The sequence below is a fragment of the Roseivivax isoporae LMG 25204 genome (genome assembly GCF_000521865.1).
Taxonomy (GTDB): domain Bacteria; phylum Pseudomonadota; class Alphaproteobacteria; order Rhodobacterales; family Rhodobacteraceae; genus Roseivivax; species Roseivivax isoporae.
Map to the genome: position 1 here is coordinate 1 of NZ_JAME01000028.1, position 14,433 is coordinate 14,433.

General features: G+C 69.9%; 14 protein-coding genes. 5 read left to right on the forward strand and 9 right to left on the reverse strand.

The annotated features are described in order from the left end of the window. Window positions 1-97: 97 nt before the first annotated feature. Both gpmI and carB read right to left on the reverse strand, forming a co-directional pair. Complete coding sequence (gene gpmI, locus RISW2_RS16445; RefSeq protein WP_043773252.1) at window positions 98-1,615, reverse strand: 2,3-bisphosphoglycerate-independent phosphoglycerate mutase; 1,518 nt, start codon at window positions 1,613-1,615, stop codon at window positions 98-100. 161 nt (window positions 1,616-1,776) lie between these two features. Next, a complete protein-coding gene (gene carB, locus RISW2_RS16450) occupies window positions 1,777-5,124 on the reverse strand; it encodes a carbamoyl-phosphate synthase large subunit (protein WP_043773254.1) in 3,348 nt (1,115 codons plus the stop codon). A gap of 369 nt (window positions 5,125-5,493) precedes the next feature. Here carB and bchJ point away from each other — a divergent pair, with 369 nt between their 5' ends. After that, the gene (bchJ, locus tag RISW2_RS16455; RefSeq protein ID WP_162164338.1) at window positions 5,494-6,051 is read left to right on the forward strand and encodes a bacteriochlorophyll 4-vinyl reductase; all 558 of its coding nucleotides are present in this window, start codon (window positions 5,494-5,496) and stop codon (window positions 6,049-6,051) included. Window positions 6,052-6,073: 22 nt separating this feature from the next. On the opposite strand, the gene RISW2_RS16460 is transcribed toward bchJ, so the two are convergent. Then, a complete protein-coding gene (locus RISW2_RS16460) occupies window positions 6,074-7,306 on the reverse strand; it encodes an SAM-dependent methyltransferase (RefSeq protein WP_043773367.1) in 1,233 nt (410 codons plus the stop codon). 172 nt (window positions 7,307-7,478) lie between these two features. On the opposite strand from RISW2_RS16460, the gene aspS reads away from it, so the two are divergent. Both aspS and RISW2_RS16470 read left to right on the forward strand, forming a co-directional pair. Further along, the gene (gene aspS / locus RISW2_RS16465; protein WP_043773258.1) at window positions 7,479-9,260 is read left to right on the forward strand and encodes an aspartate--tRNA ligase; all 1,782 of its coding nucleotides are present in this window, start codon (window positions 7,479-7,481) and stop codon (window positions 9,258-9,260) included. Then, window positions 9,257-10,063: a BglII/BstYI family type II restriction endonuclease gene (locus tag RISW2_RS16470; protein ID WP_244437607.1), complete on the forward strand. Its 807-nt coding sequence runs from the start codon at window positions 9,257-9,259 to the stop codon at window positions 10,061-10,063. The genes aspS and RISW2_RS16470 overlap by 4 nt, the downstream gene beginning before the upstream one ends. A 4-nt stretch (window positions 10,064-10,067) precedes the next feature. On the opposite strand, the gene RISW2_RS16475 is transcribed toward RISW2_RS16470, so the two are convergent. Next, window positions 10,068-10,700 (reverse strand): MT-A70 family methyltransferase, encoded by a 633-nt coding sequence (locus RISW2_RS16475; RefSeq protein WP_043773266.1) that lies wholly within the window; start codon window positions 10,698-10,700, stop codon window positions 10,068-10,070. Window positions 10,701-10,814: 114 nt separating this feature from the next. After that, on the reverse strand, window positions 10,815-11,531 hold the full coding sequence (locus RISW2_RS16480; protein WP_051492113.1) for a response regulator: 717 nt from the start codon (window positions 11,529-11,531) through the stop codon (window positions 10,815-10,817). Window positions 11,532-11,684: 153 nt separating this feature from the next. Here RISW2_RS16480 and mce point away from each other — a divergent pair, with 153 nt between their 5' ends. Together mce and RISW2_RS16490 are read left to right on the forward strand one after the other, a co-directional pair. Beyond that, window positions 11,685-12,089: a methylmalonyl-CoA epimerase gene (gene mce / locus RISW2_RS16485; protein WP_043773268.1), complete on the forward strand. Its 405-nt coding sequence runs from the start codon at window positions 11,685-11,687 to the stop codon at window positions 12,087-12,089. Window positions 12,090-12,093: 4 nt separating this feature from the next. Further along, complete coding sequence (locus tag RISW2_RS16490) at window positions 12,094-12,384, forward strand: DUF1467 family protein (RefSeq protein ID WP_043773271.1); 291 nt, start codon at window positions 12,094-12,096, stop codon at window positions 12,382-12,384. 3 nt (window positions 12,385-12,387) lie between these two features. On the opposite strand, the gene RISW2_RS16495 is transcribed toward RISW2_RS16490, so the two are convergent. From RISW2_RS16495 to RISW2_RS16510, 4 genes are all read right to left on the reverse strand, one after another. Further along, complete coding sequence (locus RISW2_RS16495; RefSeq protein ID WP_043773273.1) at window positions 12,388-13,092, reverse strand: EI24 domain-containing protein; 705 nt, start codon at window positions 13,090-13,092, stop codon at window positions 12,388-12,390. Beyond that, window positions 13,089-13,667, reverse strand: a complete 579-nt coding sequence (locus RISW2_RS16500; protein ID WP_043773275.1) for a nitroreductase family protein — start codon at window positions 13,665-13,667, stop codon at window positions 13,089-13,091. Before RISW2_RS16500 ends, RISW2_RS16495 begins: the two co-directional genes overlap by 4 nt. Window positions 13,668-13,768: 101 nt before the next feature. After that, window positions 13,769-14,014, reverse strand: a complete 246-nt coding sequence (locus RISW2_RS16505) for a hypothetical protein (RefSeq protein WP_043773277.1) — start codon at window positions 14,012-14,014, stop codon at window positions 13,769-13,771. Window positions 14,015-14,023: 9 nt separating this feature from the next. Further along, the gene (locus RISW2_RS16510; protein WP_043773372.1) at window positions 14,024-14,410 is read right to left on the reverse strand and encodes a thiol-disulfide oxidoreductase DCC family protein; all 387 of its coding nucleotides are present in this window, start codon (window positions 14,408-14,410) and stop codon (window positions 14,024-14,026) included. Window positions 14,411-14,433: the final 23 nt, after the last annotated feature.

The window sequence follows — 14,433 nt, forward strand, 5'->3', positions numbered from 1 at the left end:
GCCGCCGCCGCGCGGGCCGCCGCGCCCGCGCCCTCCGCCGCCGCCGCGCAGGCCGCGAGGCCGCACCAGAGCGCAAGCGCGAGGAGGGCCCCGCGCCTCATCCGCGCAGGAGGCTCCGCCCGGTCATCTCCTCGGGCTGGGCGAGCCCCATGAGCGCGAGCAGCGTCGGCGCGAGGTCGGCCAGCCGCCCGTCCGACAGCGTTGCTCCCTCGGGCCCGCCCACGAGGATCACCGGCACCGGGTTCAGCGTGTGCGCCGTGTGCGGCCCGCCGGTCTCGGGATCGACCATGACGTCGCAATTGCCGTGATCCGCGGTCACGATCATCGCGCCCCCGGCCGCCTCGAGCGCGTCGAGCGCGCGGCCGAGCCCCGCATCCACCACCTCGCACGCGCGCTTCGCCGCCTCGAGGTCGCCGGTATGCCCCACCATGTCCGGGTTGGCGTAGTTCACCACGATCAGGTCGTAGCCCGCGCCGATCGCCTCCACCAGCTTGTCGGTCACCTCGGGCGCGCTCATCTCGGGCTTGAGGTCGTAGGTCGCCACGTCCGGGCTCTTCGGCATGAACCGGTCCTCGCCGTCCTCCGGCGCCTCCCGCCCGCCGTTGAGGAAGAACGTCACGTGCGGGTACTTCTCGGTCTCCGCCAGCCGGAACTGCCGCCGGCCGTGCCGAGCCACCCACGAGCCCAGCGTGTTGACGATCTCCCGCTTGGGATAGGCGGTGGTCATGTAGGCGGCGTGCGCCTGCGAATATTCCACCATCCCGAGCAGCGCCGAGAGCTGCGGCCGGGCGCGGTCGAAGCCGTCGAAATCGGGCGCGCCCAGCGCCGCGAGGATCTCCCGCGCCCGGTCGGCCCGGAAGTTCAGGCAGAAGAGCCCGTCGCCCGGGGCGAGGCCCGCGTAGTCGCCGATCACCGTCGCCGGGATGAACTCGTCCATCTTGCCCGCCGCGTGCGCGTCGGCCACCGCTGCCCCCGCATCGTCCGCATGGGCGCCCTCGCCCGAGACGATCGCGTCGTAGGCCGTGCGCACCCGGTCCCAGCGGGTGTCGCGGTCCATGGCGTAGTAGCGCCCGATCACCGTGCCGACCCGCGCCCGTCCGGGCAGCCCCGCCAGCAGCTCCGCCATGAAGCCCGGCGCGCTGTCGGGGGCGACGTCGCGCCCGTCGGTGATCGCGTGCACCACCACCTCGAGCCCGCGCTCCGCGAGCATCCGCGCGGCGGCCAGGACGTGCCGGATGTGCCCGTGCACGCCCCCGTCCGACACCACGCCGAAGAGGTGCGCGCGCCCGCCCGCGGCCGACACCACGTCGGCAAAGTCGAGGATCGCGGCGTTCTCGAAGAACGAGCCGTCCTCGATGGCGAGGTCGATCTGCCCGAGATCCATCGCCACCACGCGACCCGCGCCGATATTGGTGTGGCCCACCTCCGAATTGCCCATCTGCCCGGTGGGCAGGCCCACGTCCGGCCCGTGGGTCACGAGCGTCGCATGCGGGCACGTGCGCATCAGCCGGTCCATCACGGGCGTGTCCGCCAGCGCCGGCGCGTTCGCCGTCTCGCTCCCGGACAGCCCCCAGCCGTCGAGGATGGTCAGGACAACGGGTTTGGGAATGCTCATGGGGATCGCCTCGCGCCGGTTGTTCGGGGTCTCTTACCCCAGATCGCCGGCGGCCGACAGGCCGCGCGCCGGGGCGCCCCTGTCCTTCTTCTTGGCGGAAATATCCCGGGAGCGCGAGGGCAGCGCCCTCGCATCCCCGGGATGCCGCCCGGCGCCGCGGGTCAGGCCTGCAGCGCCTTGACCACGAGTTCCCCCTCGCCCCGCGCCTTCATGGCGAGCGCCGCGGCATGCGCGCCGGCCAGCGTGGTGAAATAGGGGATCCGGTCGTAGAGCGCGACCGAGCGGATCTCGCGGCTGTCCGACACCGCGGCAGAGCCTTCGGTCGTGTTCATCACCAGCTGGATGCCGCCGTCCTTCATCAGGTCGACGATGTTAGGCCGGCCCTCGTAGACCTTCTTGACCTCTGTGCAGGGCAGGCCCTCGGCGCGCACGAACCGCGCGGTGCCGCCCGTCGCCACGATCTCGAAGCCCTGGCCCACCAGGAGCTGCGCGATTTCGGTCAGGAGCGGCCCCTTGTCGGCGTCCTTGATCGACAGGAACACCTTGCCCTTCACCGGCAGGTGTGTGCCCGCCCCCATCTGCGCCTTGAGGAAGGCGCGCGGGAACGAGCGGTCCCAACCCATCACCTCGCCCGTGCTCCGCATCTCGGGGCCGAGGATCGTGTCCACGCCCGGGAAGCGCGCGAAGGGCAGCACCGCCTCCTTGACCGAGAACCACGGCATGTCCGGGTCCGCGAGCGTCAGCGGATCGGCGAGCGGCAGCACCGTGTCGTAATCGGTGTTCGCGGGGTAGGGCGCGCGCATCGGGAAGGCGTCGAGCGTCTCGCCCGCCATCACCCGGGCGGCGATCGACGCGATGGCGCTGTCCGTCGCCTTGGCGACGAAGGGCACGGTGCGCGAGGCGCGCGGGTTCACCTCGATGAGGTAGACCATGCCGTCCTTGACCGCGAACTGCACGTTCATCAGGCCGACGACGCCCAGCTCCAGCGCCAGCGCCTCGGACTGCCGCTTGACCTCCTCGACGATCTCCCGCGGCAACGAGTAGGGCGGCAGCGAGCAGGCGCTGTCGCCCGAATGCACGCCCGCCTCCTCGATGTGCTGCATGATGCCCGCCACGTGGACCGAGGTGCCGTCGCAGATCGCGTCGACGTCGAGCTCAACCGCCCCCGACAGGTAGCTGTCGAGCAGCACGGGGTTCTTGCCCGACACCACCACCGCATCGCGGATGTAGCGCTCGAGATGCGCGGGATCGCGCACGATCTCCATGGCGCGCCCGCCCAGCACGTAGGACGGCCGGATCACCAGCGGAAAGCCGATCTCCTCGGCGATGGCGATGGCCTGCGCCTCGGTCGAGGCGATGCCGTTCTTCGGCTGCTTCAGCCCCAGCCGGTTCACCAGCTCCTGGAACCGCTCGCGGTCCTCGGCGCGGTCGATGGCGTCGGGCGCGGTCCCGAGGATCGGGATCCCCTCCGCCTCGAGCGCGTTGGCGAGCTTGAGCGGCGTCTGCCCGCCGAACTGCACGATCACCCCGTGCAGCGTGCCGGCCTCCTGCTCCACGCGCAGGATCTCCATCACGTGCTCGAAGGTCAGCGGCTCGAAGTAGAGCCGGTCCGACGTGTCGTAGTCGGTCGACACGGTCTCCGGATTGCAGTTGACCATGATGGTCTCGTAGCCCACGTCGGTCAGCGCAAAGCACGCGTGGCAGCAGCAATAGTCGAACTCGATGCCCTGCCCGATCCGGTTCGGCCCGCCGCCGAGGATCACGACCTTCTTCGCGCCCGACGGGCGCGCCTCGCATTCCACCTCGCCCATCATCGGCGCCTCGTAGGTGGAGTACATGTAGGGGGTCTGCGCCTCGAACTCGGCGGCGCAGGTGTCGATCCGCTTGAACACGGCGACGACGCCGCGGGCGCGGCGGGCGCGGCGCACCTCGGTCTCGTCCATCCCGGTCAGCGCGGCCAGCCGCGCGTCGGTGAAGCCCATCATCTTGAGGGCGCGCAGGCCCTCCTCGTCGGCGGGCAGGCCGTTCCGGCGCACGCCCTCCTCGGCCTCCACGATCTCGCGGATGCGCGACAGGAACCACGGGTCGAACTTCGTCACCGCGAAGATGTCGTCGTCCGACAGCCCGTGCCGCATGGCCTGCGCCACGGTGCGCAGACGGTCCGGGGTGGGCGTCGACAGCGCCTTGATGCAGGCCGCGCGGTCGGCCGACGGCTCGCCGGTCAGCCCCGGCACCTCGACCTCGTCGAAGCCGCAGAGCCCCGTCTCCATCGAGGCGAGCGCCTTCTGCAGCGATTCGTGGATGGTCCGGCCGATCGCCATGGCCTCGCCCACCGACTTCATCGCGGTGGTCAGCACCGGCTCCGCGCCGGGGAACTTCTCGAAGGCGAAGCGCGGGATCTTCGTCACGACGTAGTCGATCGTCGGCTCGAAGCTCGCGGGCGTGACCTTGGTGATGTCGTTGTCGAGCTCGTCGAGCGTGTAGCCCACGGCAAGCTTTGCGGCGATCTTGGCGATCGGGAACCCGGTCGCCTTGGACGCCAGCGCCGAGGACCGCGACACCCGCGGGTTCATCTCGATCACCACCATGCGGCCGTCCTCAGGATTGACCGCCCACTGCACGTTCGACCCGCCGGTCTCGACGCCGATCTCGCGCAGCACGGCGATCGAGCCGTTGCGCATGATCTGGTATTCCTTGTCGGTCAGCGTCAGCGCCGGCGCGACGGTAATCGAGTCGCCCGTATGCACCCCCATCGGGTCCACGTTCTCGATCGAGCAGACGATGATGGCGTTGTCCGCGCGGTCGCGGACCACCTCCATCTCGAACTCCTTCCACCCGAGGAGGCTCTCGTCGATCAGGATCTGGTTGACCGGCGAGGCGTCCATGCCGGAGCGGCAGTAATGCTCGAAATCCTCGCGGTTGTAGGCGACCCCGCCGCCGGTGCCCCCGAGCGTGTAGGCCGGCCGGATGATCGCGGGCAGGCCGATATGCTCGAGCTCCTTCAGCGCCGCCTGCACCCCGGCCTTGAGGTCGGGCGTGCCGTCGGGCTTCTTCGGCGCGGTGACGATGGTGGCCTTGGGGTTCTCGAGCCCGATCCGGTCCATCGCCTCGCGGAAGAGCGCGCGATCCTCGGCCATCTCGATGGCGTCGCGGTTGGCGCCGATCATCTCGACGCCGTATTTCGCGAGCACCCCCATCTCCTCGAGCTTCAGCGCGGTGTTGAGGCCGGTCTGCCCCCCCATGGTCGGCAGCAGCGCGTCGGGTCGCTCCTTCTCGATGATGCGGGCAACCACGTCGGGGGTGATCGGCTCGATATACGTGGCGTCGGCAAGCCCGGGGTCGGTCATGATCGTCGCGGGATTCGAGTTCACGAGGATGACGCGGTAGCCCTCCTCGCGCAGCGCCTTGCAGGCCTGGGCGCCCGAATAGTCGAATTCGCAGGCCTGCCCGATGATGATCGGCCCCGCCCCGATGATCATGATCGAGGAGATGTCGGTGCGTCTGGGCATGGAAAACCTCTGCGGACGTGCGGGAAAAGGAGTGCGCCGGAGCCTTCCGGCACGCAAATTGGCGTGGGTTATAGCCAACGTCGGAGGGGGTTCAACCCCGAATCCCCTCCCGCGCCGGACGCCTGTCCGGCGCATCCGCCGCAAAAGGCCGCATCCCCCCAGAAGACCGCCTCAGGACCGGGCATGTCAATCAGAATTGACACGGCGTCTGTCTATTGCGCCTTTCAATCCTGACACTCAAGCCCAACTATGAAGACATGCGGACCGCCGGTCCGTCTGGCTGTAAAGTGCGCCATACACGAGGAGCTTACGCGACCGCGAATGAGCGTCACGTCGACTGGCCTTTTCTGGACCCCCCGCAGCGGCGGCATGATGAGTGCGACGCTCGTGGTCCCCCTGCACGCGGTCCTCGAGACGGCGGTCGGCAGCAAGCGGCGCGACCGCATCTTCGAGACCTCGGGCTTCCGCGCCCTGCCACGGCAGGACACGCCCGTGCCCGAGGGCAAGATCGCCCGCCTGCACGAGACGATCCGCGGCGACGTCCCCTCACTCGCGCCCGAGATCCTCGACCGCGCCGGCCGCGTCGCCGCCGAGGTGGTGGTGAGCGAGCGCATCACGCCCGAGACCCGGCTCCTGCTGCAGAACATGCCCTGGTCGCTCGCGGCCTGGCTCGTGGGCCGGCTCGCGCGGCAGAACGCCTGGGCGTTCAGCGGCTCGGGGCTCTTCGCGATCCAGACGACCAGCCGCTTCGCGCTGTTCAACAACCCGCTGACACGCGGGGCGGAGGCGTCTGCGCCCGCCTGCCATTTCCACACCGCGATGTTCGAGCACATGTTCCAGCGCCTCGTACACCGGGACTTCCTGTGCTCCGAGGTGACCTGCTGCGGCGCCGGACACGACAGCTGCACCTTCTGCCTGTCGATCTGACGCCGCGCGGCCGGGGGCGGCGCTACTGCGCCGCCTGCGCGTATTCCTCCCGGCTTTCGCCCCGATAGAGGTAGTCGCGCGTGGTCGGCACCGCGTATTGCCGGCGCGACAGCTGCAGCTGGAAGACCGCCTGCCGCTGCTCCTCGAACGCGATCTCGCAGGCGACGAGGTAGAACCGCCACATCCGCACGAAGCGCGCATCGTACATCTTCTCGACCTTGTCCGCCTGCGCCTCGAAGCGCTGGGACCAGTGGTGCAGGGTCGGCCCGTAATGGCCGCGCAGCACTTCGAGATCCGCGGTCCATAGCCCCGCCGCCTCGATCGGCCGCGCGAGTTCCGACAGGGCCGGCACGTAGCCGCCCGGGAAGATGTACTTGGCGATCCAGGGCGAGGTCGGCGACGGTGGCGAGGTCAGCCCGATCGTGTGGATCAGCGCCACGCCGTCGTCGCGCAGCAATTCGTGCACCTTGCCGAAATAGACCGGGAACTGCGGGAGCCCCACATGCTCCAGCATGCCCACGCTGACGATCCGGTCGAACCGGTCGGTCACGTCGCGGTAATCCTTCAGGCGGAAATCGGTCTGGCCCGAGAGCCCCTCGGCCGCCGCCCGCTCGGTCGCGGTGCGGTGCTGGTTCGACGACAGCGTGACCCCGGTCACGTGCGCGCCGAAATCGCGCGCGAGCGTCAGCGCCATGCCGCCCCAGCCGCAGCCGATGTCGAGGACGCGCATGCCCGGCTCGATCATCAGCTTGCGGGCGATGTGCGCCTTCTTGGCCTCCTGCGCCTCCTCGAGCGTCATGTCCGGCCGCGCGAAGTAGGCGCAGGAATACTGCATGTCCGCATCGAGGAAGAGCCGGTAGAGGTCATCCGAGATGTCGTAGTGGTGCGCCACGTTGCGCCGCGCCGACAGCGGCGTGTTGCGCTGCACCATGCGCCGCGCGGCGTTGCGCAGCTTGTGGCCCAGCGCGAACCAGCCCGGCATCCCGTGCCGCTCCCGGTTGCGTACCAGGAGCGCCACGAAATCGTAGAGCCCGCCCTCCCGCACCTCGATGCTGCCGTCCATGTAGCCCTCACCCAGGGCCAGGACCGGCGACAGGCAGAGCCTGCGCAGGATGCCCGGGTCGGTCAGCGCGACCGACGATTCGATCCCGTGGCCGGATCCGTAGGTGCGGACAGTGCCGTCCGGCATGGTCACCGTGAGCGTCCCGTCCACGACGATCCGCCTGAGAACCCGGTCCAGAAAGTTTTCCCACATCGACACCTCCATCGCTGCGCCGGCGCGCGGCACCGGCCTCGATCCCCCGGCTGAAAAACCTAGTGCAGCAGGCCCCCTGCGACAAATTGCGCGGGGCCGCGCTTGACTTCCCCTCCGTGGGCAGGTGTATCCGCGCCTAACTTTCCGGCACTCCCGAGGGGTTCTTCTCGCCATGCATGCATTCAGGAGCCATACCTGCGCAGACCTGCGCCGCGGCAACGTCGGTGACACGGTCCGCCTGTCGGGCTGGGTGCACCGCATCCGCGACCACGGCGGCATCCTCTTCATCGACCTTCGCGACCATTACGGCATCACGCAGGTGCTCTGCGATCCCGACAGCGCGGTCTTTCCGCAGGTCGAGAAGGTGCGTTCCGAATGGTGCATCCGCATCGACGGCACGGTCAAGGCGCGCGACGAGAGCCTCGTGAACCCCAAGCTGCCGACGGGCGAGATCGAGGTCTATGTCCGCGACATCGAGGTGCTGGGCCCCGCCGAGGAGCTGCCGCTCATCGTCTTCGGCGATCAGGAATATCCCGAGGAGACGCGCCTGCGCTACCGCTACCTCGACCTGCGCCGCGAGGCGATGCAGCGCAACATGACGCTGCGCTCGGACGTCGTGCGCGGCATCCGCCAGCGCATGTGGGACACGGGCTTCCGCGAGTACCAGACGCCGATCATCACCGCGTCCTCGCCCGAAGGCGCGCGCGACTTCCTCGTGCCGTCGCGCCTGCACCCGGGCAAGTTCTACGCGCTGCCGCAGGCGCCGCAGCAGTTCAAGCAGCTGATCATGGTGTCGGGCTTCGACCGCTACTTCCAGATCGCGCCCTGCTTCCGCGACGAGGACCCGCGCGCCGACCGCTCGCCCACGGACTTCTACCAGCTGGACATGGAGATGAGCTTCGTCGAGCAGCAGGACGTCTTCGACACGATCGGCCCGGTCATCGCCGGCGTCTTCGACGAGTTCGGCGGCGGCCGCCGCGTCGATGCCCCCGAGAGCTGGCCGCAGATCCCCTATGCCGAGGCGCTGCTCAAGTACGGCACCGACAAGCCCGATCTCAGGAACCCGATCGAGATGCAGGTGGTCTCGGACCATTTCCGCGACTCGGGTTTCGCGATCTTCGCCAAGCTCCTCGAACAGGACGGCACCGAGATCCGCGCGATCCCGGCGCCCAGGGGCGGCAGCCGCAAGTTCTGCGACCGCATGAATGCCTTCGCCCAGAAGGAAGGTCTGCCCGGCATGGGCTACATCTTCTGGCGCGACGCAAACGGAGAGACCGAGGCGGCGGGTCCGCTGGCCAAGAACATCGGCCCCGAGCGCACCGAGGCGATCCGCCAGCAGCTGGGCCTCGGCGTCGGCGACGCGGCGTTCTTCCTCGGCGGCAAGCCCGCGTCCTTCGAGCGAGTCGCCGCGCGCGCCCGCGTGACCATCGGCGAGGAACTTGGGCTCACCGACACCGAGCGTTTCGCCTTTGCCTGGATCGTCGACTTCCCGATGTACGAGAAGGACGAGGAATCGGGCGCGATCGACTTCAGCCACAACCCGTTCTCGATGCCGCAGGGCGGGCTCGAGGCGCTGTCGGGCGACCCGCTGTCGGTCAAGGGCTTCCAGTACGACCTGGCCTGCAACGGCTACGAGCTCGTGTCGGGCGCGATCCGCAACCACCGCCCGGACATCATGTTCAAGGCGTTCGAGCTCGCGGGCTACGGCGCGGACGAGGTGCGCCGGCGTTTCGGCGGCATGGTCAACGCGTTCCGCTTCGGCGCGCCCCCGCATGGCGGCTGCGCGGCGGGCATCGACCGCATCGTGATGCTGCTCGCGGACGAGCAGAACATCCGCGAGGTGATCATGTTCCCCATGAACCAGCGCGCCGAGGACCTGATGATGGGCGCTCCCTCGTATCCCTCGGCCGAGCAGCTGATGGAACTGCGCCTGAGGGTCCTGCCGCAGGAATGACCGGCGGCGCGGCGCAGGACGCGATGCTGGACGACCTGCGCCGGGCGGGCTTCGACGTGCTCGCCCGCAACCATGCCGAGGCGATCCTCGCCCACGACTTTCCCGGCGAGACGGCCGAGCTTGTGGCCGCCCTCCTGTCCCATCGCATCACGCTGACGGAACTCGTGGGCGGCGGCGGCGGCGAGGCCGGGCAGACCCAGCGGCTGCGTCACCGCCTGGCCGCGAGCGGGTGGGAAAAGCACGCCTTCTCGATCCGTACCGTGGTCGACGGGACCGAGCGCGACGCGATCAGCCACGAGGTCGACCATGTGAGGTTCGCCCGCGCGGGCAGCCTCGCGCTCGAGATCGAGTGGAACAACAAGGACCCGTTCTTCGACCGGGACCTCGAGAACTTCCAGCGGCTGCACGCGCTCTCGGCGATCTCGGTCGGGGTCATCGTCACGCGCGGCGCGTCGATGCAGGACGCCTTCCTGCCGCGCATCACCGCCTGGATGAAGGCGGAGGGCCTGACCTCCGAGGCCGATCTCGACCGGCTCAACATCGCCGAGCGGACGCGCGCGCAGGCCGCGACCGTGGCGCGCGCGGTGGCCCGCGGCACGCCCTTCCCCGAGGCCTTCGCCAAGGCCTTCGTCGCCTCGAAATACGGGCCCGCCTCGACCCACTGGGCCAAGCTCGAGAGCCGCATCGCCCGCGGCGTCGGCAATCCCTGTCCGCTGATCCTGATCGGTCTGCCCGACAGCGTGCTGACCGACGCGCCCGAGCCGCCGCCCGCCCCGCCCGCGCCCGACCTCTTCTCGCGCTGAGGGGTTACTCGGCCGCCATGCCGGAATTGTAGGCGTAGGTCTTCCACGACGGCTTGTAATCGGCGTCGGCCTGGTTGCCCCAGACGGTCCAGCCGTCGCGGATGCCACGGCCGAAGAGCTCGAGATACGGCCCGCGCGAACAGCTCTCGATCAGCGCGTACTGCTCGTCCGGCTTGCGCGAATGCTCGCGCTTGCGGGTCTGCAGCATGTTCACCTGCCGCCGTCCCGCCGCCTCGGTGCGCGCGTTGGGCCCGCGCGTGCCGAAGAGCAGCAGTTCCGTCACGTTGCGGAAGTAGAACCCCACGCCGCGCCCGTCCGAGCCGCCGTCCTTGCGCACCTTGTGCCAGACGATGTTCGACTTGTAGTCGAACCCCCACGCCTGCAGCACCCGGAGCCCGTCGGGCAGCAGCGCGTTCGGCACCCAGAGGTAGCAATGCGCCGTCTGCGCCAGGTGGTCGGCCACCGGCAGCGCGCAGATATCGTCGAGCGTCATGGTCGGATAGCGGGCGAGCCGCTTGTGCTCCGGCGCGACCTTGCCGGTGCGGTTGGTGAACCGCCACGGCGGGTCGGCCATGACGCAGCCGAAGCGGTCGTCGCCGAGAAACTCCGCCAGGTGTTGTGCTGCGTCCTGCCCCATGCCCGAGATACTGCTCAATTCTTTGCCGAATGTCACCGCCCGTTCTTGCGAACGTTCTGGGAACATATACGCCGGCACGGGGGGATCGCAACGCCGGATGCGGGATCGCGTCGCTCAGACCGCCAGCCGGGCGGTCGAGCCGTCGCGCAGAAGCCGCGCGATGCGGTCGCGCGCCGGAGCCACAGGTTCGCCCAGCGCCAGCGCGTCGCTCAGCGCATCGGCCGCGGCGGTCAGTGCAGGGTCGCCCGCGCAGCGCGCCACGCCCGACACGAACCGCGCGACGTAGTCGAGCGCCGCGGGCTCCTGCGCGGCCTCCAGCACCTGCGCCGCGTGGGCCAGGTCGTCGCGGTAGGCGACGGGGTCGCCCGGGATCGGGTCCGTCGAGACCGCGCAGCCGCCGCGCGGACGCCATTCCGACGGCAGGTGGGTCAGGATCGCCGACTGGAACGCCCAGACCGATCCCACGGGTTTTGACAGGAAGCTGTCGGCGCCCGCCGCGAGCGCAGACGCCTCGGTCGACGGGTCGCCCGAGGTGGCGAGGATCACCCGCACCCGCGGCGAGCAGAGCGACAGCTCGGCGATCAGTTCGGTTCCCGACCCGTCGGGCAGGCCGAGGTCGATCACCGCCGCCGAGGGCCGGTAGACCTGCAGGTGCCGCCGCGCCGCCGCCAGCGAATCCGCGCGCCGGATGCGGGCGCCGCTGCGCAGGCACATCAGCCGCAGCGCGTCGCAGGCATAGCGGCTGTCCTCCACCACCAGGACGGTCAGGCCCAGGAGCGGCCGCGTGGCGGTCGGGCGCAAGGCGGTTTCCAGTTCGTGCACACCCGTCATCAGTTCCTCCTGAACCGAAAGCGTTCCCTCTGGAATCGATCCTGCACGGACGTGTCTAACGGGCGGTTAATGGCCGCAGGCCCGCACCCTTGCGCTCGGGCCCCGGGCGGGTCCAAATGCACAGCGCCCCGGATCCGGAGAGGAGATGCCAGCATGATCGGCCGCCTGAACCATGTCGCCATCGCGGTTCCCGATCTCGATGCCGCCGCCGCGCAGTACCGCGACGCGCTCGGCGCCGAGGTGGGCGCGCCGCAGGCCGAGCCCGACCACGGCGTCACGGTCGTGTTCATCACGCTCCCGAACACCAAGATCGAGCTCTTGCATCCCCTGGGCGCGGACAGCCCCATCGCGGGCTTCCTGCAGAAGAACCCGTCGGGCGGGATCCACCACATCTGCTACGAGGTCGAGGACATCATCGCCGCCCGCGACAACCTGCAGGCTCAGGGCGCGCGCGTGCTCGGCACCGGCGAGCCGAAGATCGGCGCGCACGGCAAGCCGGTGCTGTTCCTGCACCCCAAGGACTTCAACGGCTGTCTCGTGGAACTCGAGGAGGTCTGAGCCCATGTCGATCGCATCCGCACTCGTCCTCTTCGCCGTGATCTGGTTCCTCACCTTCCTCGTGGTGATCCCGATCCGCCTCAAGACGCAGGGCGACCTCGGCAAGGTCGTGCCGGGCACCCATTCCGCCTCGCCCGAGGTTCACAATCTCGGCCGCAAGGCCTGGATCACCACCGCCATCACCTTCGTGATCTGGGCGATCGTGGCCGGCATCATCGTCTCGGGCTGGATCGGCGTGCGCGACATCGACTTCTTCGGGCGCATGGGCCCCGCGCCCGTCGAGGACACCCAGTAGCCCTCAGACGCGGGCCGAGCGCGCCTCGAGCGCGTGGAAGAGATGGGTGAAGGTCGCGGCACCCAGGATCGGGACCAGAAGGTTCAGGATCGGCACCGACAGCGGCACCGCCATCAGCACGCCCGCGATCCAGATCGTCGCGGCATGCCGCCGCCTCCGGGCCATCGCGCCAGCCCGGCCGACCCGGCGCATCGCGGCCAGGGTGTAGTATTCCCGCCCCAGCAGGAACCCGTTCATCGCCCAGAAGATGAAGGGCGCGAAGGGCGGCAGCAGCAGGTAGAGCAGGAACGCCCCGAGATTGGCGGCGACCAGCACACCCATGAACCCAGCCGTGTCGCGCACCGCGTCGAGGAACGGGATGCGCTCCGCCTCGGGCAGCGCGGGATAGTGCCGGTCCTCCACCGCCTGCGCCACGTTGTCGAGGAACATGGAGGTGATCGCCGAGGCGACGGGCACCATAAGGAACACCGACAGCACCAGCATCAGCAGGATCGACCCCGCGCCCGCGACGTCGTCGAGCCACGTGATCTCGCCCGCCCAGGGCAGGCTGAACGTGTCGGGCACGAGCCACGTCACCAGCCACACGAAGGCCACGTAGAAGGCGGCGAGCAGCGCGACGGTCAGCGCGAGCCCGGTCCACAGCACCCGGCGGAACCGCGGATCGTCGCCGAGCTGGCCGATCGCGCGCAGGACGGCTCGCAGGATCATGCGCGCGACCAGTCGGTGATGGCGTCGAGGTCGGGCCGCGGCCGCTCGGGCGGCGCCGAGGTCTCCGTCCCGAGATGCACGAACCCCGCCACGCGCTCGTGCGCGGCAAGGTCCACCGTCGCCTCGCCGAAACCGCGGTCATGCGCGGGCCAGCCGGTCAGCCAGTTGGCGCCCCACCCTGCGGCCAGCGCCGCGTTCAGGAGCGCGAGGCAGGCGGCGCCGGCGGAATAGGTCTGCTCGATCGCGGGGATCTTCGGCGCGTCGCGCTGCACCTCGATCACCGCGACGCAGAGCGGGCTGTCGGCGAACTGCGCCCGGCCCTTCTCGGCCTGTTCTGGATCGAGCGCGAGCACCGCGGCACGCGCCAGCGCCGTCTCCGCCATGGCGTCGAGCGCCGCGCGCCCCAGAACCACGAACCGCCAGGGCTCGAGCTTGCCGTGGTCGGGGGTGCGCGCCGCCGCGGTCAGGATCGGGCGCAGGGCGTCGGCATCCGGGGCGGGCGCGCGCAGCGTCTTTGCCGGGCGGGACCGGCGGGTGAGCAGGAAGTCGAGCGCGGCGTCGTTGCGGGGCGGCATGGGTCCCTCCGGGATGTCGGTCCGCGCCTATGTCGCCTCTCGCGCCGGCGGTTTCAACTGCGCGCGTCCGCGCCGGACGCCTGTCGCAGGCAAGCCCGGCCCTAGCCGCCGGTGCCCGCGTCCTTCCTCGAATACACGCCCTCGGGCAGCTGGATCGCCGCGGCGAGATCGCGCATCTGGCTGATCGACAGGGTGATCCGCATCACCTGGTCGGTCCGGGGATCGTATTGTTCGACGGTGATGCATTCCTCGAACGAGTTCACCACCACGTCCTCCTGCAGGGGCGCGGGACCCTCGTCGACCAGCGTGACGACCGTCGCGTCGAATTCGTGCTCGATGCTGAACATGGCGCCAGCCTAGCCGCGCGGCACGGCCTTGCCCAGTCTTTCCCTGCGGCGGTGCAGGGCAAAGAGCGCGGGCGCCGCCACGTGATCGTAGAGCGCCGCTGCAACCGGCGCGACCACCGGCAGCCGCACCGTGCGGGCCAGCCAGCGAAGCCGCGGGATGCGCTCCCAGACGAGCGCGAACGCCGGGATCCCGCTTACCAGCACGTCGTCCTTCATCACGTGGAACCGCCGCGCCGCATCGCGCCTGGTCAGGCCGAATCGCGCGAGATCACCGCCCGAAAGCCCGCGGAAGGCGATGTCGAGGCCGTGCGTCCGGGTCAGCCGCCGGTAGCCCGCGACCTCGCGCGCGCAGATCGGGCAGGTGTCGTTGTAGATCACGGTCAGCTCGTCGGTCATGGCGCGCAGATAGGTGTCGGCGG